Source organism: Marinomonas pollencensis, assembly GCF_003387375.1.
In the GTDB taxonomy this organism is placed as follows: Bacteria; Pseudomonadota; Gammaproteobacteria; order Pseudomonadales; family Marinomonadaceae; genus Marinomonas; species Marinomonas pollencensis.
This window is the reverse complement of sequence record NZ_QUNG01000005.1, coordinates 107,769-130,925: the sequence shown is the minus strand read 5'-3', so window position 1 is coordinate 130,925 and position 23,157 is coordinate 107,769. Positions and strand designations below refer to the sequence as shown.

The window sequence follows — 23,157 nt, the reverse complement described above, 5'->3', positions numbered from 1 at the left end:
CTTCTACTTTAAAAACACTGCAGAGAAAAGTTTTCCTCATAGTCCATTATGTTTGCACCTGAGTACAATTTACCTTTTGGCATGAAGTAAAACGTCGGTAATTCTGCGTTTATCGTCTGCTAAGAGTGAGCTTGAGTGCCTTGTGGTTTGCGAATTATTACAAAAAGGGGAGCATGTTTTGCGGTATATCTGCTAGCTTCAAGAGAAGTAAATCAGAGTGTTGTTGACACACTTGTGTCAACAATGATTACCTTGGAGATGTACTTGGTATTTATTTTAATGCACTTGTATTGGGCTGGTGATGGTTTTCATATGTTTTGAGGTGTGCCAAGTGCGTATCATGGAGTATGAGAAATAGAATGTTTAATACACTGAAAGGACGCCTTTATTTTCTCTCTATATTGATTGTTATGCCTTTCTACTTTTTCACTTACTTGAGCTTCGATTACAGCCGTGACATTATCGAAGAAGAGTTTCTTGTAACGGCTGAAATAGTGTCCAATCAAGTGGCAGAAAATCAAGAAGAGCTAGTGTCTTCCACTCGACGCTTCTTAGTAGCGCTTGCCTCGCTACCGCAAGTTCGACAGCCGAACTCAGAACATTGTCGACGTTTTGTCAGCGACCTTACCTTGTTATTTGAACGTTATATCAATATCGGCATCCCGAATGATGAGGGGATATTGACTTGTAATGGGACAGCGCTTACCTCCCCTCTCGATGTATACGATCGTCAATATATCCAACAAGCGATGAACCAAGACCGTTTTACGTCAAGCGGGGTACAAATTGACCGTGCGGTTGGTCGGCCAACCATTAATTTTGCCTACCCTATTCATTTAGAAACGAATAATAAATATTCCTTAGGAGTGGCGGTCGCCGTTATCACTCTAGATTGGTGGAACCTCTTGTTAAGTAATAGTCAGTTACCTGAAAAGAGCGTGGCTTATGTGTTAGACAGTACAGGAAAAGTGGTTGCCAGCTACCCGAATGATCTTGTGTTTGAGCCCCCTCAAACTTTTAACACCATAGTTGAGGGAAATGACGATATCTATCGTGTATTCGTTCGAAATTCAGTGTTTAACGAAGACGGACAAGTGTTACTGACTTTTCTGACCGGAGTGTCAGTAGATAAGCCTATCTCCATGGTGAAGGAACGCTATACGGTGATAGTGGCCAGCTTTACCCTGATGGTTATCGTGATGTTGGTGTTGTTGAGGGTGTTTTTTATGAACACTATATCTAAGCCACTGAATCGTTTAGGTGAGCTCGCTATGCGCCTCGGGAGAAACGAGAAAGTCTATACGGCATTGCCGATTGGCGTAAAAGAAATGGACGATTTACAAAACAGCTTTTTGGATATGGCCAAACACAAAGTCCAAGCTGAGGAGCTCATCGTACAACAGGCGCAAACAGACAGCTTAACCGCATTGTCCAATCGTGACGCACTCAACTTTAATCTAGCTAAAATACTGTGTGAGAATCAAGATAACCGCCAGGTCGGTGTTATCTTACTTGATCTTGATAACTTCAAAGAAGTGAATGATACCCGAGGTCATGAAACGGGAGATGTAGTACTGAAAATGATCGCCTCTCGGCTTATTCGCTGTGCCCCTTCGGCTAAGCTCATTAGTCGAATTGGGGGCGATGAGTTTATTTTGTTGCTGGATAATATAGACGAAGAAGAAATAGTGGCATTGAGTGAGCAAATTAGACTCTTAATTAAAGAGCCCTTTAATGTGTCACATTTTGAAATAGTCGTAACGGCGAGTATTGGTATTGCCCTTTTCCCAGACGACGGGACGAATGCCAAAGAGTTGATGGTTGCTGTTGACCAAGCCATGTACTTTGCTAAACAAAGTGGCCGAGATGCTACACGGCGCTTTAGTTGGGAATTAAAAGAGGCGCTAACAAGCAAAATAGAGTTGATTCAAGATCTGCGCCACGCCATTTTGAACCAAGAATTTCACCTGCTCTATCAACCCATCGTTAACAAATATGGCAAGGTAACCAAATTCGAAGCCCTTATTCGCTGGGTGCACCCCGAGAAAGGGTTAATCCCACCTGACCGATTTATTCAATTTGCAGAAGAGTCAGGGCAAATTGTTGAGATAGGACATTGGGTCATTCAGGAAGCGAAGCGTGCTTTGGCATCTATTCGTGAGGTGCACGGCGATCAGGTTCAAATCAGTGTAAATGTTTCCCCAATACAGCTGTCTAAACAACAAGGTGAAGACGGTCGTTTGCTTGCTGAGTTACTTCTTCACAACACGAGCAGTCGAAAAATACAGCAACACAATGGCTTAATCGTGGAAATCACGGAACACCTTTTGATGAACTCTGATGAAAGTACTCGAAAAGCACTTTTAGCCTTTAGAGAAGAGGGTATTCAAGTGGCCTTAGACGATTTTGGCACAGGTTATTCGTCGCTTGCCTATATTATGAATTACGATATAGATTACCTGAAAATAGACCGTGAGTTTGTACAGAAACTTGGCGCAGAAACCACCTCAGAAACCTTATGTGAGGCCATTATCTCGATGGCTCATGCGTTGGGTGTGTTGGTAGTAGCGGAAGGGGTGGAAACCCAAGAACAAGCGGATTTGTTATTAGGTTACGGCTGTGATTACCTACAAGGCTATTACTTTTCTAAGCCGATCCCATTGCAAAAAGTACTCAGTTATCAACAAGGTAAGGTGTTATTGAGCTAGGGTATTATCGAGTTAGAGCGTCCGATACTAGGTAGCAATAGACTGGTTCAAAACAAAAAATGGCCAGCTGAGACAGGTCTCAGCTGGCCATTTATTTAGAGGTTTTGCTGCGAGTTATTGAACTTTGAAATAATTAATATCGGCTTTAAGCTTTTCAGAAAGCTGTTGCAAAGCAAGGGTTTCATCAGCATTCACCTGCAGTGCTTGGCTGGTTTCTTTTGACATATTAGCAACCTCTTGAATTTCGCTATTGATCTCAGCGACCGTTGCGACTTGCTGAGCGGTGGCAGCGACCACCTCGAGCACATTCTCTAAGGAGTTTTTCGACTGCTGCTGGATTTCATTCAACAGGGTATTGGCTTCTTGGGTAAGCAATAAACCATTTTGCACCTTAGGCACCGTAGTTTCCATTGCTTCTACGGAAGCCTTGGTTTCCTCTTGGACTTGCAAAATCATTTTCTCAATATCGCCAGTGGCATCGCCAGTACGTTGTGCTAAATGGCGTACTTCGTCTGCTACAACCGCAAAACCTCGGCCTGTTTCGCCGGCACGAGCGGCTTCAATGGCAGCGTTTAATGCTAATAAATTGGTTTGTTCTGAAATACCGCGAATCACATTGATAATATCGCCAATGCTACGGGTGCGCTCCTCAAGAGTGTTAACTTGTTCCACTGTGGCTTGCACGGTGAGAGACACTTGCTCAATTTCTGTGGCGACTTTTTGTACTGCCGTTTGCCCTTTCAAGGAAAGTTCAGCGGTGACATTAGAGTTGCTTTCGGTTTCACGAACACGATTTGAGATAGCGTTGATACTGTCGTTCATTTCGACCAGTTTATGAGCGGCAGAGTTGGTGTACTCTAGCTGAGTATCGGCAGCAACCAATGATTGTTTGGTGCCAGATGCCACGGTTGCTGAGCGCTGAGACAGCTCATTAGAGGACCTCATAATACCGTTAACGATCGAGACCAGTTGTTGCTGCATTATTTGTACTGACGACATCATGCTGTTTGGACAGCAAGAAGAGACGGAGCCAGTTAAGTCCCCCTTGGAAATCTCGGCAATCACATCCGCCGCTGCTTGAGGCTCACCTCCTACCGCATTTTTAATTCGGCGACCGATTAAATACGCCACGCTAAGGCCAATAATAATCGCGACAGCAGCAAGGGTTATCATCCAGCCTTGGAAACTACTGGAAACTTCTCGGGTCTCCCGAGTAGCTTGTTGATTGGCCATTTCTTCAAGATTGATAAAGGCGTTGATGGCCGCAAGCCACTCCACAAAAGAGGGCTTCGCTTCGTTTAGCAATAGAGCATGAGCGGAGTCTAAATCATTGGCTTGTTTGGCGCTGATGATCCGTTGAATAAGCGGTAGGGTTTTTTCTTCAATACTTTGTATTTTGCGGTAAATGGATTGCTCTTGTGCCGTCATAGGGAGCTTGGCTGAGCTAAGCATGTTTGCCGACTTCTGATAAAACTGATGAAGCTCCTCAATGTCTTTGATGACAGCAGAAACCTCGTTGTTATCTCTGGCTAAAACCACATCACGCACCGCAATGGCACGGTCGTGAACACTGCCTCGGAAATCAATGGCATAGCGTTGTTTTACAGAATTAATGTCAGTCATCTGAGTGATTGTACTGTCGATGAAGTTCACTCGATGAATTGCAATTACTGTCAAAATAACCGTTAGGGCTAAAGTAATACCAAAGCCAATAACAAGGCGAGCATTAATCGTCATAAGTTAAATCCGTTAATCTATTCAAGCGTTGCAGAAAGCAGACAATAGTTGGTCCACAAAAGGGGTAGAGAAGTTCCAGCCGTAGTGCTTTACCCTATAATATAAAAGTGAAGGAAGAGTGTAGCTTAATTTATGGCTTAGAGTCTGTTGTAGCGTCTGTTTTTCGCATCCGCGCTAAGACTCACGCCGTATTATTTTGCAGCCATAGGGTTAGCTGTGTGCAATCACATCATTAATGGCTTTTGATATTAGGTCTTGTCTCATAGTGGTATCTGAAACAGGGCGCTCAAACCAGAAATTCATCGGTTGATCAAAGCCAATACCATGCATGTAGTTGTAAAGTGCTTTACGCAACCCTTCACCTAGCATTTCATGGTCTGTGCCGGTTGGGTCGGTGAAGTCTACATCGTTTTCTGCGAACAGAATCTCAGGGCGTTCATCTAGGGTGATGCCATAGTCGTCAGGATTAATGCCAATCGGACTGTGTATGGTGGCGGCGAATCTATGCCAAAAGGCCGATTGGAAGCAGCCTTGAGCCATCATTTGGCGTACCATTTCTAGTGCATCAATGGTTTCTTGTTCGGTTTGCGTTGGAAAACCGTACATAAGATAAGCATGGACTAGAATGTCGGCGTCACTGAATGCTTTAGTGACTCGCGCCACCTGTTCGACGCTGACGCCTTTTTTCATCAACTTAAGCAATCGATCTGAGGCCACTTCAAGGCCACCACTGACGGCGATACAGCCAGAATCTGCTAACAATTGGCAGCGCTCTGGGGTAAAGGTTTTTTCGAAGCGAATATTGCCCCACCAACTGATAACAACGCCGCGTTCGATTAAGCGATTCGCTAACGCAAACAAGGCTTTTGGTGGCGCGGCTTCATCCACAAAGTGAAAGCCAGTTTGTCCGGTTTCTTCGATTAACTCTTCAATTCGGTCGACCAGCAGATCAGCCCCTGCGGCATCGTAGCGGTCAATGTAATCTAAGCTCACATCGCAAAAGCTACACTTACGCCAGTAACAGCCGTGGGCAATGGTCAGCTTGTTCCAGCGGCCATCACTCCAAATACGATGCATTGGATTGAGCATTTCACAAAGGGACAGGTACTCGCTTAAAGGTAAGCCGTCGTAGCTTGGTGTACCCACATCGGTTTGGGGAATGTCGTGTAACTCCTTGTTGTCATTCAAATGCACATAAGGGATGCCACTTTCATCTTCAGCAAGAAAGTAAGTACGCACTAACTCGTCGATTTCGCGCTGTCCGTCAAAGAACTCCAGCAGCGTCATAAATGGGCGCTCGCCGTCATCCAAACAGATGAAATCAACAAACTCAAACACGCGTGTGTCTTTCAGGGCACGTAGCTCGGTATTCACAAAACCGCCCCCCATAACGACTGGCAAGTCTGGATTAATCGCCTTGCAGGTTTGCGCAATGCGTAATGCGCCCAACATATTGCCCGGGAAAGGAACGGTTAAGGCCACCACGCTGGGTTGGGTTTCTTCCAAATATTGCTCAACCAATTGTTCTAGGATTTCAGAACTAAAGCTCGGCTCGCCCATTAGTGTGTCATATAAGTTATCAAAACTTGGGTTCGCCGCAGCAAGGCGTTCACCGTAACGGCTGACTTCGAAATAAGGGTCCACACCTTGGGTGATTACCGCCGACAAATCATTGATAAACAGGGTGGCTAAATACTTGGCTTGATCTTGCACCCCTAAGTTACCAAACGCCGCTTTTAATACATCGCCCGAGACGGCTTCCATTTGCTCAATGGTGTCAAAAGCTGGGCCTTCCGGTAGGAAACGACGGGAGATAATGCGCAGGGCAAGGCTTGGGTCTTTACCTTGTAAAAAGCGGATCACGGGCTCCACCGCGAGACGATAGCGGTCAAACTCTGCCAAGAAGGTGAAAATCACATCGGGCAACTCGTCGTCTTCAAATTGCTCGAAGTTGTCTTCCACGTGCTGACGAATAATGTCCAAAGCAGGGGCCGTCATCATCTCAAGAAACAGCTCAATGGCAGGGTCACGTTGCTCTGCCTCATAGCCCCTAGAGCGTAAAAAACCCGTAAGATACGCCGTCGCTGGATACGGTGTATTTAACTGAGTCATTGGAGGGGTCATTAGAAGAACGGTCATAGCCTACCTTTAAGGGTAACAAGGAATAAAAATAAGGGAGCATTCTAGCAGCAAAGAAGGGGCATATCTTGCTAATTATCGAGTATAGGCTTTAGGTAAGCCGTACCTAGCTGCTGCATTTGCCGCTCGATCCAATTGACCCGTTGACGAAGGTTTGAGGTTAGGTGATTTGGGCTTCGGGTACGGGGGCTGGGTAATAATACCGCCAATCGTGCGGCTTGATTGCTTGTCAGATGGCGGGCGGATTTGCCAAAATAATACTGGCTAGCGGCTTCTACGCCATAAATCCCTTTGCCGAATTCTGCGACGTTTAAATACACTTCTAAAATGCGTTTTTTACCCCAAATAGCTTCAAGGCTGATGGCTAGTCCGGCCTCTAACCCTTTGCGAATAAAGCTCCGGCCAGGCCAAAGAAATAAGTTTTTCGCTGTTTGTTGTGTAATGGTGCTGGCACCGCGCAGACCTTCGCCATTGTCATATTGGCTAATGGCTTTGCTTATGGCAGTAAAGTCGACGCCAAAGTGATTGGGAAAACGCTGATCTTCTGAACCCACTACCGCTAAGGGCACCTGTATTGGCAACTTATCGATATCCACCCACTGTTGTTTGACTGGGTAGTCACTTTGCAGCATAAAAGCCGTGGTGGGGGGAGATACAAAGCGAAACAGCAACAAAACCAACGCAAAGGCGACCAGCAGACGCCACATGACAGACCAGATTTTAGCGATAACACCGTGTTTGCGTTTTGCCATTTATTACCTCAAAGGTGAGCAAGGGGTTACCCTTTTAATATAATAGCAACTTTTTACACTAGCATGTCTAATGACTTAGACGCCGCGAATGCCATCTTTACAGGAAAGGGTCAGACCTTTTACGTATTGATACGCAGACCTTATCTCTCGAGTCCTGTAGCCTTCACCCGCTAAAAATTACTGTCAGCTCTACATCACCTTAGCTTAATTTATCGCCACAAGGACAACCTCAGATGGCCAATTTTAATACCCACGTTACCGTTGCTGCCGCCATCAGCGCGCCATTGGCAGCCAGTGCTTTTGTAATGGGATTTGCGCATATGAATGAAGCGATTTTCTACGCTTTGGCTGGAACCCTAGGAGGGCTTTTACCCGATATTGACGCGGATGAATCGATAGCCATCCGGCTGGTGTTCCGCTTGTTCGGCGCACTGGTTGCAGGCTTGATCATCGCCGCTTGGGTAAATCAGCTGCCTCACTGGCAAGTACTTGCACTGGCGGCGACAGGCTACCTAATCGTACGCTTCCCAATACAATGGCTGTTTGAACAACTCACCATCCACAGAGGAACATTGCATAGCTTACTGGCCAACGTCATGTTTGCCGCTATTGCCGTGCCGATTGCGTATCATGTGTTTGACCTTAGTGCAAAAACCGCATGGGGCATCGGCGCTTTTATCTTCCTAGGCGCCACCATACACCTGATACTCGACGAGCTATACAGCATCGAACTCTCAGGCATGCGCATCAAACGCTCTTTCGGCACCGCACTCAAACTCACCGACTGGGGCGAACCGCTCGCCTCATTAGTGCTAGTACTATTCTGCGCCGCAGGATACTGGCTAAGCCCACCCCCAGATGCTTGGCTGTCTGTTTTGAAACTCTATTAATAAACTTGGTGTTGTTCTGCTGCTACTATGCTCATAAAGGTTTCATCGGATGGCATTTTTTCTAAGCATTTGGCTGGATAGTGTGTGTTGTCGAGTACCTGAATTCGCATAGTTTTGCTCATTATGGTGATTAAGAGCAGTTTTTGAGCAGAACTTTGCTCATTTTAATGTCATAGTTTTTAGAGGGTTCGCATTGCAATGTTTACTCTAGTTGGCTATTTTATGCTCACAACTTATCCTTCTTCCACGCGTGGCGACATACAGCCCCCTGGAGTTGGACGAATAAGCCGGCCTAGTGTCGGTTTTTTCACTTCTAAAGTCTTGGAAGGCGCTGGTAAACCATGGATATGGAAAGTCCTGACTTAGTTTCTTCTGTACCTTTACTATTAGACTCGATGGTCCTCATGACATTCAATCAATTGTTGTAGATATAGCATTGGGAAACAAACTTTTTAAAGAGGATATCGAGAAGCTAACGGGTAGGCGAGTGACGCCAAGAAAGCGAGGTAGGTAACCGGGTCAGATGGATTAAATTTTCATCTGACCCCAATTGTTAGCTGTGTGATTTTCGCTTGTAAAGTTACTCTCTAAAAAATAAAGGATGAATAATGAAGTTCTTAGTTTGGTCTGTTATGTCTAACTCTTGTTTATCAAAACTGGAGTAGATGATGAGTGAGTCTGATTTTTTAATCCCTACAATTCCAATCATGAACCAAATATTTATCAGATCAAAAGGGTTGGTGACAATCTTGTTATGCTCTATTCCCTCATTATCTTTTGATTTCGATATTAAAAACTCTTCAATTTTTTCAAATGTGTTTTTATTTTCTAATATTGTGAAATTAGAATTAAGTAAGAATGAAATTCCATCGATATAATCTTTTATATGAGGGTATAAACTGATCCACTCTTTTACTAATGCTTGTTTTCTTGAAGTATAAAACTCTTCTTCTGATCGTAAAACTAAATTCTCGTCCATTTCATTGAGTCCATCAGAATTTGATAGACAGATATTTATGAAGTCAATAGCATCTCTAGGCCTTAGCATTGTTCTGTCTAAAATATAATTATCGACAGTAGTGTTTTTTATCGGAAAGCTAAAAACATCGGAAAAACTAACATCTGATTTAGATTGATATCTATGTTTTATTAAGTGATTTATACGTTTGTCTAATATTTCTGATATTTCTTGCCTACTCCATTTGATTGGCAAAATGAAAGCCTTATCTTTTTCCTCTTGTCTTAAGTTGTTTTTATATATCCCCATCATAATGTCGGTTCTGATAGATATTAATATTTTTACAGATTTAACGTTCACTAATTCTTTGAAAGCATCTAAAAGAGCATTAATGAAATCATATCTTATTTCACTAGAACTAAGCCAAGACTTATCGAGATCATCAATGCTTATTACTATTTTTATTTGATGTTCATTACTAAATTCATCTTCAATTATTTTTATAATTTCTTTTTGTTTTTTAAGTAATTCTGAGCTTACATATCTGGATGTTTCTCTTTGGATTTTTTGAGAAGTATCAGAAGATGTACCGCCACTTATGCCTATGCCTGAAATGCTAAAAGATGCTTTTAAATCATTTTGCATTCTATCTGTCATTTCAGAAATTATGTTATCATTAAAAAAACCATTGCTGAATGACTCTATATAATCCTTAGCTAATTCAATATTGTATCTTTTCTTTATTGTACTTAAAGGTTTCTTGAGTAAGTCCATGAACCTATCGGTATCAATTGTTTCTATTATTTTGGTTAGTAAAACATGAACCCATAAAGATTTATAAAAAACTCTTAAATCAATTTTTTCATCAGTGAGTTGTGATATGAATACATTATTTTTTATATGTTCAAAAACCGTAGACTCTGCTTCAATTTCATTGGTTTTTTTGATTCGATGATCTTCTTTTATCTGTTTTAGGAGTGCCGTTTTTCCAGAACCGGTTCTGCCCACTATTATTCTTTTGGTAAAATCCATATTGTTTTCAAAGTTGGCAAGAATTTTGTAGACATTCGACTCAAGGAAGCAACTAGATAGAAATGAGTCGGATTCAGCATCTAAATTACCAATAGTGTCGTCAGATCTAAACTTGTATGGAGTCATTTTAAAGTCCTTTTATCTTTGGTCATATGATTAGTTCGAGGGGTTAAGCACCTAACATATTTTTTTAGGAGGAGGCGCTTAATACGCCTCGTCCTAGTTGTTTCCAATTCTCGCTTCCACAAGTAATGGTACGTCGATTTTGCTGCTATTCAGCATAATACTGACGATTTTTTCTTTGGCGGCGTCGATGTTTTTTGCAACCACTTCGAAGATCAATTCATCGTGAAATTGCAGGATCATTTTCACGTCTAGGCCGGCTACCACAAGTCAGTCGTGAATATCGCTCAGGGAGCACATCCCTATATAGCATTTTGATTCATGAACCTTTCGTATATAATTAGTTCCAACATGGCCCCTTTCAATGAAGTTGCTTGCGACGAATTTGCTTAGGGGTTTTTATCTTCTCAATTCTTCAAACCGCTTTATATCACAGGCTTGCACAATAGTTCACTAACAGACTGTTTACTGTCCATCCAGTTACTTGTTGTTGCGCATCGCCAATGCAATGACTTGCGGATATGTGGATATACATCAGATAAACTCGCACTGTTAAATATCGGTTCATGGTGACCACATCGGTTTCTGAATTTTCGTATGATGTAGCATGCGTCTTTTAATGCTTTTCTGATTTCCTGTGGTGTCATGGATGTCGGTGCATTTGGAAAAATTGTGGTGATATATGGTTTCCATATGCGGCCATCATGTCGGCTGGTAAGCATATTCTCAAACCACACAAACTTGATTTCGGGAAGTAGCTTGCCGACTCCTTGGTAGCCGTTGCGCAACGCCGCCAAAAGCGTTTGCTTATCTAAGTGGTTTAGCGAGTTTTGAAAGACTGTGTTGGTTGGCCAGTCACTGCCGTAACGTCCGCTAATGGCATCAGAAATAGCATTACGAATGGCAACTTCGTAAATATGTATTGGAAAGAAGAATCGACTGGAAAGCTCTGCATTCCATTCATAGAGCCTTAAGGTCGTTACAGTGCAGTTATGACCAAACGATGTTATTACCGCTTGGCGATATGTTGAGAACCGATTAACGGAAAGAGCGTACTCTATAGCGTTATATGGCATCCTTGCCTCCTTAAGTTGTCTTGACGGATACACTTCTTTTGGCTAGCATTATCAACGAGAGCTTCGGATATCCCTGCTTAGGCAGCCCACCGAAGACAGACGAAATAGAAAGCCATGCTCATGCATGGCTTTTTTTGTTCTAGGGTTTATCAAAGCCCCTAGTGCGCCTCGTCCCAGTTGTCTCCAATGCCTGCTTCAACCAATAAAGGCACGTCGATTGTGCTGCTGTTTTGCATGATGTCTGTGATTTTTGCTTGGGCGGCGTCTAGGTCTTTTTCGGCCACTTCAAAGATCAATTCATCGTGTACTTGTAGGATCATTTTCACGTCTAGGTCGGTGTCGGCGAGCCAGTCGTGCATCTTGATCATGGCGCGTTTGATGATGTCGGCGGCGGAGCCTTGCATCGGTGCGTTGATCGCGGTGCGTTCGGCGGCTTGGCGCATCATGGCGTTTTTCGCTCTGATGTCAGGCAAGTACAAACGACGACCGTAGATGGTTTCCACAAAGCCTTTTTCTTTCGCGCCTTCGCGGGTGTTTTCCATGTATTGCTGTACACCTGGGTAGCGTTCGAAATAGCGTTTTATGTATTTCGCGGCTTCTGGGCGGCTGATGTCGAGTTGTTTCGCCAGACCAAACGCGGACATGCCGTAGATCAGGCCGAAGTTGATGGCTTTAGCACGGCGGCGTTGCTCTGTGGTGACCTCGTCTAGGCTGACTTCGAAGACTTCGGCAGCGGTGGCTTTATGCACATCGGCGTCTCTAGTGAAGGCATCGAGTAAGCCTTTGTCTTGTGACAAATGCGCCATGATGCGAAGTTCCACTTGTGAGTAATCGGCTGCGATGAGCTTGTAACCACTTGGCGCCACAAAAGCTTGGCGAATGCGACGGCCTTCTGCCGAGCGGATCGGGATGTTCTGCAAGTTTGGATCCGTGGACGATAAACGACCGGTCGCCGTGATGGCTTGATGGTAAGAGGTATGAATGCGGCCCGTTTTCTGGATCATTTCTGGTAGCTTGTCGGTGTACGTTGATTTCAACTTAGACAAGGTGCGGTGTTCCATGATCAAGCGTGGCAGTTCGTGGTCTTGTGCCAGTTCTTGCAAGATAGGCTCGGCGGTAGATGGCTGGCCTTTTGGTGTCTTCTTGATGACAGGCAAACCTTGTTTTTCGAACAAGATGACTTGCAGCTGTTTTGGCGAGCTGAGGTTGAAGCTTTCGCCAGCATGCTCGTGGGCTTTGATTTCCAGCTCTTGTAACTTACCGGCGATCTCTGCACTTTGCGCGTGCAGCAAATCAGGGTCGATCAAGGCGCCGGTTTGTTCCATTTTTGCCAATACGGGTACAAGAGGGCATTCGATGTCTTTAAAGATGCTGACCAATTCTGGTGTTTTTTCAACTTGTGGCCAGATCGCTTGATGAAGGCGCAAGGTAATATCGGCGTCTTCTGCGGCATAGAAAGCGGCTTGTTCTAGGTCGATTTCATTAAAGGTTTTCTGTTTTTTGCCCTTACCGGCCAAGTCTTCAAAGCTCACACAAGTATGGTCTAAAAACTTCTTCGCCAGGGTGTCCATGTCGTGGCGCGAGCTAACCGAGTTGTACACGTAAGATTCCAACATGGTGTCGTAGGCGATGCCGCGCAACACAATGTCATAGTTATTCAATACGTTAGCGTCGTACTTAAGGTGTTGGCCAACTTTTGCTTTGCTGTCATCTTCTAGCCAAGGTTTGAGCTGTTCGAGTACCCAATCGCGATCGAGCTGTTCTGGTGCGCCTTCGTAGTCGTGGGCAAAGGGAACATACGCGGCAACGCCGGCTTCTACTGAGAAAGACACGCCGACTAATTCTGCGGCCATGTAGTTTAGGCTGGTGGTCTCTGTGTCAAAAGCGGTCAGTTCAGCGTTTTGGATTTTCTCAAGCCAAACGGCGAAGGTCTCTTTATCCAACACTGTGGTGTAGTCTGCGACAAGGTTAGGCGCGACTGGCACGGCGGCTTGCCCATCTGTATTAAGCGTGTCACTGGCGGTTTCGACGCTTGGCGCTTGGTCAAGCTCTGCGACCCAACGTTTGAACTCAAGCTTGGTGAACCACTCTCTTAAAGCATCTTTATCAGCTTCTTTGTTTTTCAATTCTAGGGCATTGAACGGCAGCTCCACGTCGCACTTGATGGTGGCCAAGGTGTAGGACAACTCGGCCATTTCCTTGTTGTCTTCCATCTTTTTCGCCAAGGTTTTCGAGCCGCGAAAGCCTAAGGCTGCGATGTCGTCTAGGCGAGTGTAGATGTCTTTGATGCTGCCCAAGCCTTGTAAGAGGGCGAGTGCTGTTTTTTCGCCAACACCTGGTACGCCAGGAATGTTATCGACCTTGTCACCCATTAGGGCCAGATAATCGATGATGAGTTCTGGTGGAATACCAAACTTATCTTTTACGCCCTGAATGTCCATTACAGTATCTGTCATGGTGTTGACCAAGGTGACTTTGTCAGTGACGAGCTGAGCCATGTCTTTATCACCTGTGGATACGATCACTTCACGGCCTGTTTCGCCCACTTGTTTGGCGATGGTGCCGATGACGTCGTCGGCTTCTACACCGTCGATGATCACTAGCGGTAAGCCCATGGCTTCTACCATGCGATGAATCGGTTCGATTTGCGGGCGCAAATCGTCCGGCATAGGTGGGCGTTGTGCTTTATATTCGCTGTAAATCTCATCGCGGAAGGTTTTTCCTTTGGCATCAAAAATGATCACCATAGGGGAGTCTGGGTAGCTCTTGATCAGGCTACGGATCATGCTGATTACACCGCGAGTCGCGTTGGTCGGTTGGCCATCGCTGGTGCTCATCGGTGGAATCGCGTGGAACGCTCGGTAAAGGTAAGACGAGCCGTCTACCAGAATCATTGGTGGAGTGTGTGTCTTAGAATCGGTAGCCAAAATGAAACCTCTGTATGAATCGGCGATTATTGCTGCCTATTCTAAGCACTTACGAGGATTTTTTCAGTCTAAATTGCGCATTAACTGTCAAAAGCTGTTTTGGCTGTCAGCTTAGATTAAGTCGAAAATCGCCCCAGAAATAGAGGATTTCCATCACTTCGAATTGACCTTTCGTCGCTTATTGTGGAGCATAGACGTTTTCTTAATCGCTCTATCCCCTTGACGATCAATAGGTAGCAAACTTGGCTGTTTACACTTCCCTCTCGGACTCTGACATGAAGGCCCTAGTGGCTGATTATTATTTAGGTGAATTGGTTTCGTACCAAGGTATCTCTGGTGGTGTGGAGAACACCAACTATTTTTTAAACACCACCACGGGCAAATACGTTCTTACCTTGTTTGAAGAGTTTGAATTTGATGAAGTGCCTTACTTTTTGGATGTGGTTGCGCACCTTAAACACAAAGGTTTTAACGTCCCTGCTGCCTTGATTGATATTCATGGTGAGCGCTTGCGGGTGGTCAAAGATCGCCCTGCTATTATTGTTGATTGCTTCCCAGGCGATGGTCTTGAAAGCACCAGCGTAGAAAGCTGTGCGCTAATGGGCTCTGCTTTGGCACAGCTGCATATTGCTGGAGAAGATTTCCCGGAGCACAGAGAGAGCCACCGCGGTGAAGCTTGGTGGAAGGCAACAAGTCAGGCAATCGCACCTGAACTGGAGCCAGAGCAAGCACATCTTTTATTATCACAAATTGATGCCTTTGATGAGTTTGTGAAGCAGCACCCAGATCTGCCTAAAGCAACCATTCATGGTGACTTGTTTTTTAACAATACCTTGTTTGAAGGGGACCAACTGTCGGCGATTATCGACTTTTACAATGCGTGCCATTCTTGGGTGATGTACGATTTAGCGATCGTCGTAAACGATTGGTGCTCGGATCTTAATAGCGGTGAATTAGACATGGAAAAGTACCGTGCTTTATTGCACAACTACATCCATGAGCGCCGTCCGAGTGCTGAGGAAATACTGGCTTGGCCACACATGTTAAGGATTGCGGCCGTGCGTTTTTGGTTGTCTCGCCTTGAAGCTTGGCATGGTGCTAAAGACGACCCAGAGCGTTTAGCCCAGCAGCATGATCCAAAAGAATTTCAGCGAATATTAGAAGCGCGCGTGCGTCATGCTCCCGCGTTAATGGAGTAGCACTTGTTCCGATTAATTGGGGTTTTATGGTTTGCCTTACTTGGTGCTAACTCAGCGCTGGCGCATCCACATATTTGGGTGGATGTTCAATACCAAGCAGTAGTAGACATGCCCGCCATAGAAACCTTGAACGCGACTTGGTCGTGGGATGTGTTCACTTCGTTGAGTTTGCTTGAAGCGTATGATGAAAACGCAGACGGCAAGTTTACGGGGAATGAGCGTGCGCAGTTGTTAGAAGGTTTGCAAAACCTTAAGAAAGACGATTATTTTGTACAGCTAAAAGTAGCGGACGAAACGCTAAAGCCAGCATCCGTTACCATTAGCGATCTTGGTATGAAGGACAAAATGCTTTGGATGACGCTAAAGGTAACCTTGCCGGCGCCAGTTAACCTTGAAACAACAAAGTTAACAATGGCATTTGGTGACCCTGAGTATTATTTTGCTATGGTGCCACTGGAAGTCGGCTTGCTTGAATTGTCAGGTAGCCTTGCGGAAAGCTGTACTCCAATGGAGCAGGATGCCAAAGAGTTAGGTATAGAAACCTGGGTCGCTTTAAGTTGCCAACCTTAATAAAGGCAGGCCAGTTAACCGATATTCCCTTTAGATTTGCCTTTAAAACAGGAGCGTTTGGATGCTAGAGCATTTTCACTGGTTGTCATTTTTGGCTGCGATTACGGTGCTAACTATGAGCCCGGGTGTGGATACCATTTTGGTGATGCGCAATGCGGCAGCGGGTGGTTGGCGTTTGGGTTTTCTCACTAGCTTGGGAATATGTATGGGCTTGTTTGCTCATGCGACCTTGTCGGCGTTGGGGTTATCGGTGATTTTGTTAGGCTCAGCCAGTTTATTTACGGGGTTTAAATTATTAGGTGCAGCGTATTTAGTGTATTTGGGTGTGCAAGCGATTCGCAGCGCAATGAAGCCCACCGGTATGTCATTTAACGATACTAAACCGAGCAAGGCATTGACTGGCTGGGGCAGTTTTCGTCAAGGTATTTTGTCTAATGTATTAAACCCTAAGCCGATTATCTTCTACATGGCTTTTTTGCCGCAGTTTATTGACCCAAGCCATTCTGCCTTAGCGCAGTCTTTGTTTATGGCGTCGCTTCACTTTGTGATCGCGATGGTGTGGCAGACGTTTCTTGCCCTTATGGTGCATAAAGCGCGTGTTTGGCTAGCGCGACCAAGAATCGCACAGACACTAGATAGCGTGACTGGAGTATTGCTGTTAGGTTTTGGTGCTAAGCTCGCGTTAACCCAACGTTAAACCTCATTTTCAAAGCCGGTATAAAGCAGAACTTTGTGCCGGTTTTTCTTTTTTATTCACCTATTTGTGCATCGATATCCAGTGTGTTTTTGCTAGAATTGTCGCGTCTTAGAAGGACTCTTCTAGACGCAATATTCAATGCGTCACAAGCGCATAAAATGAGGCAGGCCACAGCGGTGATCTCGCAAGGCTTAAACGATAAATTAGTGATCAGCAAAGGTGCTGATGACGTCTTCTGGTATTCCCCTAAATGAGCTTATTGATCTCAACTTGGATTAAATTCTTTTTCCTGTTTGCCCCTTTCTTTGTGCTATCGATGTTTTTGGCACTGACCCGCGGCGAAACCTCTGCAGTGCGTCGACAAGTGGCAAATAAAGCCATTATCTCGTCTGTGGTGATTTCATTGATATTGTTTTTCTTCGGTGGCAGTTTATTTGCTGTGTTGGGAATTACCTTGGATGCATTCCGCTTGGGTTCTGGCGTATTGCTGTTCCTATCGGCATTAAGCCTAGTCAGGGACGGTACTCGAAATCATGCGGTCGGCATGCCAAGTGAAGAGCGTGAAGATGTTTCGGTTGTGCCGTTAGCTGTGCCTATTATTATTGGTCCAGCAACCATTGGTACTATTCTGGTTTATGGTGCAGAGCTGCATGGCTGGGAAATGGCATTAGGGCTGGGTGGTCTGCTATTGGCCTTAGCGAGTCTGACCTTGATATTGTATTCTGCCTCTTTGATTGAGCGCTTACTGGGTCGCACCGGGTTGAATGTACTATCGAAAATCACAGGGCTTATTTTGGCCGCCATGGCGTCGCAAATTTTTATGAGCGGTTTAATGGGGTTTCTACAGCCTGTTATTGGCCAGTGATTCGGTTTTGTGGTGAAGATTGAACGCTGAATTAAGCCTAAAAAGGTGTTTTTTCGTTTCTGCTTCTTCTTGATTTTATTTTGTTATAGTATAACAGGTTGAATCTTTATTGAAGTGAGTAGGTTATGGCGAGAAACGCCTTTCTTTTCTGTTTATCCTGCCTGTTTTGCATTACTCCAGTCTATGCGGCAACGAGCCTGTTTGGCTACGATGCGTTTATTCATTGGGTTGTTTTCGAGCAAGTCAGTTTGCATCGAGAATTAGCGGGGGCTGTACAAAAGCTAAGCCAAGATGGTAGCCCTGTTGTGTTGTGGAGCTTGGTGTCAGCGAGCTTTTTGTACGGTATTTTTCATGCCGCGGGACCGGGCCATGGCAAAGCGGTTATTTCTGCTTATATGCTGGCCAGTAAAGCCCCCTTACGACGTGGCATTGTGTTGTCTTTTATATGTGCTGCCGCCCAAGGGTTAATGGCCATCTTGCTGATTATTGTCGTTGGACAGCTTTTTTCTTTAGCTGGAAAAGCGACCCAAATTAGCCGCTTTTTTGAATTGGCGAGTTTTGCTGCGGTGGGGGCGATCGGGCTGTGGATGCTATGGCGTCTAATGCGAGGTAAATCCAGTTGTGGTCATGATCATTCTCACGACCACGACCACGACCACGACCACGACCACGACCACGACCACGCTCATAGCCAGTTGGGCAGGGTGCAAGAAGAGCAAACGGCAGACCGTCGTAGTTGGTTCGCTATGGTGTTAGCTGTGGGTATTCGTCCTTGTAGTGGCGCGGTGCTGGTGTTGCTGTTTAGCATGAGTGCAGGCATTTTCCATTGGGGGGTTCTCGCCACTCTGGCGATGTCTTTAGGCACAGCCATCACGGTGGCTGGGCTTGCAGCGGTCAGCGTAATTATCCGTGACAGTAGTTATTTAATGGGCGGCAAACAAGGCATATGGCGACAAAGGCTGTCCCGTGGTTTTGGCTTTTTTGCGGCAATAGTATTGATCATTATCAGCATCTCAATGATGTGGAGTTACAGCAGTAATGCAGGAAGGGTCTTCTAATGAGTGAAGAGCATCACCCACATACGGGTCATAACCATAACGATTGTATTGAATCTGCGCTTGAAACAGCAGAACAGCTATGTGCTGAACAAGGGCAGCGTTTAACTAAGGTGCGTCGTCGAGCATTGGAGCTTATTTGGGAAAGCCATCGCCCTTTAGGCGCGTATCAGTTGTTGGCAAAATTGGCCGAAGAGGGTTTTAACTCGGCGCCACCAACCGTCTACCGGGCCTTGGACTTTCTATTGGCGGCAGGTTTGATTCATAAAGTTGAATCAATGAATGCATTTTTAGGTTGTGTTCACGCAGATAAAGCCCATAAAGGCTACTTTTTGATTTGTGATGAGTGTCACAATGTCATGGAATTTGATTATCAAGACATCCATGCTTCACTGATAGCCAGAGCCGCAGAACAGGATTTTGAATTACGATCAGAAACCATCGAGCTTACTGGACTGTGTTCTGCCTGTAAAAAAGCAGGAGCTTCCCTATGAGCCAACGATTAGTCACCTTTGATAAAATCGGTATTGAATTTGGTGGGCGAGCCTTATTAAACAATATCGATATGACCATTAATGAAGGCGAAATCGTAACGCTGATTGGTCCCAATGGCAGTGGCAAAAGCACCTTGATTCGTACTCTATTGGGACTTCAGATGGCCACGACAGGGGAAATCATCCGTAATCAATCATTGCGTATCGGTTATATGCCCCAAAAATTGCATATCGATCCCACCTTACCGCTCACCGTTAAGCACTTTTTGGCTTTGGTGCGAGGAGTGGATAAAAAACAAATTGTGCCGACCTTGGAAAAAGTAGGCATTGCACATCTTATTCATTCCCAAGTACACGTCTTATCTGGCGGTGAAACACAGCGTGTTTTATTGGCACGAGCTTTATTGAATAAGCCTAATTTGTTGGTCTTGGATGAGCCTGTTCAAGGGGTAGATGTGAACGGTCAGGTAGAGCTTTATAACTTGATTGAAGGCATCCGAAACGAACTAAACTGCGGTGTGCTGATGGTGTCCCATGATTTGCATTTGGTAATGGCAAAAACCGATACCGTAGTGTGCATCAACCAACATGTGTGTTGTTCCGGTAGCCCGCAACATGTCACAGGGCATCCGGCGTACCAAGCTTTGTTTGGTATTCCTGGCGCAGATGAGTCGATCGCGATTTACGCCCACCAACACGATCATGTACATGATGAACATGGGTCTATTTTGTCTGAAGATGGCGATGCACATACGCATTGCACTCATCATTAATCGTCAGCTTTGGAGCAAACGCTAACATGTTAGAATTTTTAATCAGAGCCCTGCTTGGTGGTTTAGGCGTGGCGGCAGTGGCCGGTCCATTAGGCGCCTTTGTTGTCTGGCGACGGATGGCGTATTTTGGCGATACCTTAGCGCATTCTGCCTTGCTGGGGGTCGCACTGGGCTTTTTATTCAATATTAATTTAAACCTTGCGATTGTCGTGTTGTGTGTTGGCTTGGCAGCCGTTCTGGTTACGTTGCAAAAAAAGCACATCATAGCGACCGATACTTTGTTGGGTATTTTGGCACACTCTTCTTTGTCTCTTGGGCTCGTCGCGGTGAGTTTTCTGGACAATATTCGCATCGACTTGATGGCGTATTTATTTGGTGATTTGTTGGCTGTAAGCCAAACGGACCTTTACTGGATTTATGGTGGCGGGTTAGCGGTCTTGGCCTTGCTGGTGGCTTTTTGGAAGCCCTTACTGGCAGTAACGGTCAATGAAGAGTTAGCGAAAGTGGAAGGTTACCCAGTAGAAGCGATTCGCTTATTAATGATGCTGCTGGTGGCGTTAGTCATCGCCGTAGCGATGAAGATCGTTGGGGTTTTGTTGATTACTTCTTTGATGATTATTCCAGCGGCAACGGCTCGAAAATTGTCTAGCACACCAATACAAATGGCGGCGATTTCTAGTGTGATTGGTTGCTTGGCTGTGTGTGGTGGCGTTTGGGCGTCTTACCATTGGGATACGCCAACAGGACCAAGCGTGGTGGTTTGTGCTGCGTTACTTTTCTTGATCGCGTATACCTCACCGCTAAAGCGTCGCATTGCTTAGCATTGGCTAATTAAACGCCATGACTCCTGCTTAAGCCTGATTTGATCAACCGATCAGATCAGGCTTCTCTCTTTTTTGTTGATATCTGTAATAAAGCCTTATCTTGTAACGTCTTATCTTGTAACGTTTAGACGGTGCTTAGGCCAAGATAGGGCTTCCCTTTTGTCCCTTTGCTGACTGAGCCTTTTAACGGTTTCATAATTTCTTTTAAATGCGGGGAAGTACTATGCTGGGATTCTCAACGATTAGAGGCCGCCTGTGGGGCAGCTATCTGGTTCTGTTCATTTTATTGTTATCTGTGCTGTTCTTTTCTGTGACGCGCTTTCAATTTTTGTCCAATAATATCAAAACAATTGTTGGTGAAAATGCCGCCTTGGTAGATTTAACTGGCGAGTTAAATGTGAACGCGGAAAGCTTAGCGAGCCGTTTATTGATGCTGTTTGTGTTAGAAGACAGAGATGCTCGGATCGCTATTTATAAAGAAATAGATGACCGCAACCGGATGATGGATGAAAGCCTTGCCAAGATGGAAACCCTGGTGCAACTGCCAGAAGACCAGCAGATTATCGAACGTTTAAAAAACCAACGTGGGGTTTATCAAAAAGCACTTCAAGCAACAGTAGAAGCCCTTGAACTTGGTGAGTTAGAAGAAGCCAAAAATTTAATGGCGGGGCAAACGCGCAGTGATTTACAAACCTTTTTAGATCAAACCTCCGTCTTTGCGGATCGTCAGCAGTCGCTGATTCAATCCAAACAGCAACAGATTTTATCGGAAACTGAATCTGGCATTATGCTGATTCTTGGGCAAGGTGTATTGGCCCTTATCATAGGTGCGGTCATGTCTATTTTGATTACGCGCAGTATTGTGAAACCACTTGGGCAAGTGGTGCAGTTATTGGATCGTGTTGCCAAAGGCGATTTATCCCATGATGTTCGAATTAAGCAAAAGGGTGAAATTGGTCTGCTGGTAGAGAGTGTGACTAGTATGCGTACCAGTCTTGCGGGGGTTATTGAGAAAATAGATGACAGTGCTCAAACTGTGGTGGCTGCGGTCAAAAATATTCGCACCAGCATGGAAGGCGTGCAGCAAGGTTCTCGTCAGCAACAAACTATGGCAAATGATATCCATGGCTCTGTTGGTGAGTTGTCTGAAGGGGTGAAAGTGATGGCGGAACACCTTAGTGTCTCACGCAATCAAGCGGAAGCGGCGCATCATTTGGCACAACAAGGCAAAGCGGTTATCACCTCAGCGGCTCAGGACATCACCTCAGTTGCTGCTTATATTGAAGAAACATCCCACTCTGTTGCCAAGTTAAAGGAAAGCACTTCCACTGTGTCTAATTTGGTAAATAGCATTCGAAATGTTGCCGAGCAAACTAATTTATTGGCGCTTAATGCTTCCATTGAAGCGGCACGAGCGGGTGAGAGCGGCCGCGGTTTTGCCGTGGTTGCTGACGAAGTGAGAAACCTTGCCACTAGTACCGCAGAAGTAACGGAATCCATAGATAAAGTCATCACTGACATTAGCGGTTTATCGATTCAGTTATCGGACGAAATGTCTAAGGGCCAAGAAAAAATGCGTGCAGGCGTGACGCATATCGAGGAAGTTGTCGCACCATTAAGCCAGTTAGAAGCAGACTCTGCGGTGTCGCTAAACAGCCTTGATGAGTTGTCTCAGTTGGCTCAGCAACAAGCCAATGAAGTGCAAGATATTGCCAACCATACAACCTTGATTGCTGAGGTCACTGAGAATAATGGACAGACCTCATTGCGTTTGAGTCAACTAACCGACGAGCTGTTTGATTCAGCAGAGCAGACTAGAGAAGCGACTTCTATCTTTACTTTGCCTGCTCGTTAAATGCTTGTTTTAGCGTTTAAATAACCAGTGGTCTAGGGAAAGGACTCCCGCGCCGCGATACATAAGTAGTAAAGTAATAGTGAGCCATGTGGTGTGGGTAGGGTAAGCATCTGGATAGATGAAAAGCTGAATAACTAAGGTCATGCCAGCCAGGCCCAGTGCAGCGAAGCGAGTAAAGAATCCAGTTAAAATCAGAATAGGTAAAACATGTTCTGCCGTGGCAGCCAGTAGGGCGCCAAGTGCAGGAGACAGTAAAGGAAGGCTATATTCGTATTCAAATAGAAACAAGGTGGACTCTTTTAAATGAGGCCATCCTAATTGTAGATTGCCACTAATGATATCAAGTGCAAAGCCCTCTATTTTAGTTTGCCCTGATTTCCAAAAGACCGCCGCGATCGCAAACCTTGCGATAAAGAGCACCAGTGACTCGGGGATTCGACGAAACAAAGCATCGCTTTTAGATAATATTAAAGACAACATTTT

At 45.2% G+C, this 23,157-nt stretch carries 19 protein-coding genes; 11 read left to right on the top strand and 8 right to left on the bottom strand.

The annotated features are described in order from the left end of the window. The first annotated feature begins 359 nt into the window (after window positions 1-359). A complete protein-coding gene (locus tag DFP81_RS09010; protein WP_181903066.1) occupies window positions 360-2,708 on the top strand; it encodes a bifunctional diguanylate cyclase/phosphodiesterase in 2,349 nt (782 codons plus the stop codon). 114 nt (window positions 2,709-2,822) lie between these two features. Here the strand turns inward: DFP81_RS09010 and DFP81_RS09005 are convergent, their stop codons facing one another. From DFP81_RS09005 to mtgA, 3 genes are all read right to left on the bottom strand, one after another. After that, window positions 2,823-4,445 (bottom strand): methyl-accepting chemotaxis protein, encoded by a 1,623-nt coding sequence (locus DFP81_RS09005; RefSeq protein WP_115897443.1) that lies wholly within the window; start codon window positions 4,443-4,445, stop codon window positions 2,823-2,825. A 210-nt stretch (window positions 4,446-4,655) separates the two neighbouring features. Further along, a complete protein-coding gene (locus DFP81_RS09000) occupies window positions 4,656-6,557 on the bottom strand; it encodes a B12-binding domain-containing radical SAM protein (RefSeq protein ID WP_245959126.1) in 1,902 nt (633 codons plus the stop codon). 98 nt (window positions 6,558-6,655) lie between these two features. Beyond that, entirely contained in the window at window positions 6,656-7,336 is a 681-nt protein-coding gene (gene mtgA, locus DFP81_RS08995) for a monofunctional biosynthetic peptidoglycan transglycosylase (protein WP_115897441.1), read from the bottom strand. 233 nt (window positions 7,337-7,569) lie between these two features. On the opposite strand from mtgA, the gene DFP81_RS08990 reads away from it, so the two are divergent. After that, entirely contained in the window at window positions 7,570-8,226 is a 657-nt protein-coding gene (locus DFP81_RS08990) for a metal-dependent hydrolase (protein WP_115897440.1), read from the top strand. A gap of 580 nt (window positions 8,227-8,806) precedes the next feature. Here the strand turns inward: DFP81_RS08990 and DFP81_RS08985 are convergent. The 4 genes from DFP81_RS08985 to polA all read right to left on the bottom strand — a co-directional run bounded on the left by DFP81_RS08985 (window position 8,807) and on the right by polA (window position 14,309). Beyond that, entirely contained in the window at window positions 8,807-10,342 is a 1,536-nt protein-coding gene (locus tag DFP81_RS08985) for a P-loop ATPase, Sll1717 family (protein WP_115897439.1), read from the bottom strand. Between the two features lie 93 nt (window positions 10,343-10,435). Continuing rightward, window positions 10,436-10,588, bottom strand: coding sequence for a DNA polymerase (locus DFP81_RS08980; protein WP_281272030.1), 153 nt, complete (start codon window positions 10,586-10,588; stop codon window positions 10,436-10,438). 176 nt (window positions 10,589-10,764) lie between these two features. Further along, window positions 10,765-11,415 carry an Abi family protein gene (locus DFP81_RS08975; protein ID WP_115897437.1) on the bottom strand — a complete coding sequence of 217 codons (651 nt, stop codon included), beginning with the start codon at window positions 11,413-11,415 and terminating at the stop codon, window positions 10,765-10,767. A gap of 158 nt (window positions 11,416-11,573) precedes the next feature. Next, window positions 11,574-14,309: a DNA polymerase I gene (polA, locus tag DFP81_RS08970; RefSeq protein ID WP_115897436.1), complete on the bottom strand. Its 2,736-nt coding sequence runs from the start codon at window positions 14,307-14,309 to the stop codon at window positions 11,574-11,576. Window positions 14,310-14,584: 275 nt separating this feature from the next. Between polA and DFP81_RS08965 the strand changes: the two genes are divergently transcribed. From DFP81_RS08965 to DFP81_RS08925, 9 genes are all read left to right on the top strand, one after another. Beyond that, on the top strand, window positions 14,585-15,541 hold the full coding sequence (locus DFP81_RS08965; RefSeq protein ID WP_115897435.1) for a homoserine kinase: 957 nt from the start codon (window positions 14,585-14,587) through the stop codon (window positions 15,539-15,541). 3 nt (window positions 15,542-15,544) lie between these two features. Then, the gene (locus tag DFP81_RS08960; protein WP_115897434.1) at window positions 15,545-16,111 is read left to right on the top strand and encodes a DUF1007 family protein; all 567 of its coding nucleotides are present in this window, start codon (window positions 15,545-15,547) and stop codon (window positions 16,109-16,111) included. Between the two features lie 61 nt (window positions 16,112-16,172). Then, window positions 16,173-16,808 (top strand): LysE family translocator, encoded by a 636-nt coding sequence (locus DFP81_RS08955; RefSeq protein WP_115897433.1) that lies wholly within the window; start codon window positions 16,173-16,175, stop codon window positions 16,806-16,808. Between the two features lie 250 nt (window positions 16,809-17,058). Continuing rightward, window positions 17,059-17,673: a MarC family protein gene (locus DFP81_RS08950; RefSeq protein ID WP_115897432.1), complete on the top strand. Its 615-nt coding sequence runs from the start codon at window positions 17,059-17,061 to the stop codon at window positions 17,671-17,673. A gap of 125 nt (window positions 17,674-17,798) precedes the next feature. Then, window positions 17,799-18,731, top strand: coding sequence for a nickel/cobalt transporter (locus tag DFP81_RS08945; protein ID WP_115897431.1), 933 nt, complete (start codon window positions 17,799-17,801; stop codon window positions 18,729-18,731). Beyond that, complete coding sequence (locus DFP81_RS08940; RefSeq protein ID WP_115897430.1) at window positions 18,731-19,222, top strand: Fur family transcriptional regulator; 492 nt, start codon at window positions 18,731-18,733, stop codon at window positions 19,220-19,222. Before DFP81_RS08945 ends, DFP81_RS08940 begins: the two co-directional genes overlap by 1 nt. After that, on the top strand, window positions 19,219-19,995 hold the full coding sequence (znuC, locus tag DFP81_RS08935) for a zinc ABC transporter ATP-binding protein ZnuC (protein ID WP_115897429.1): 777 nt from the start codon (window positions 19,219-19,221) through the stop codon (window positions 19,993-19,995). The genes DFP81_RS08940 and znuC overlap by 4 nt, the downstream gene beginning before the upstream one ends. Before the next feature lie 26 nt (window positions 19,996-20,021). Then, window positions 20,022-20,816: a zinc ABC transporter permease subunit ZnuB gene (gene znuB / locus DFP81_RS08930; protein WP_115897428.1), complete on the top strand. Its 795-nt coding sequence runs from the start codon at window positions 20,022-20,024 to the stop codon at window positions 20,814-20,816. Window positions 20,817-21,042: 226 nt separating this feature from the next. Beyond that, a complete protein-coding gene (locus DFP81_RS08925) occupies window positions 21,043-22,674 on the top strand; it encodes a methyl-accepting chemotaxis protein (RefSeq protein WP_115897427.1) in 1,632 nt (543 codons plus the stop codon). A gap of 9 nt (window positions 22,675-22,683) precedes the next feature. Here the strand turns inward: DFP81_RS08925 and DFP81_RS08920 are convergent, their stop codons facing one another. Beyond that, window positions 22,684-23,154, bottom strand: a complete 471-nt coding sequence (locus tag DFP81_RS08920; RefSeq protein ID WP_115897426.1) for a DoxX family protein — start codon at window positions 23,152-23,154, stop codon at window positions 22,684-22,686. Window positions 23,155-23,157: the final 3 nt, after the last annotated feature.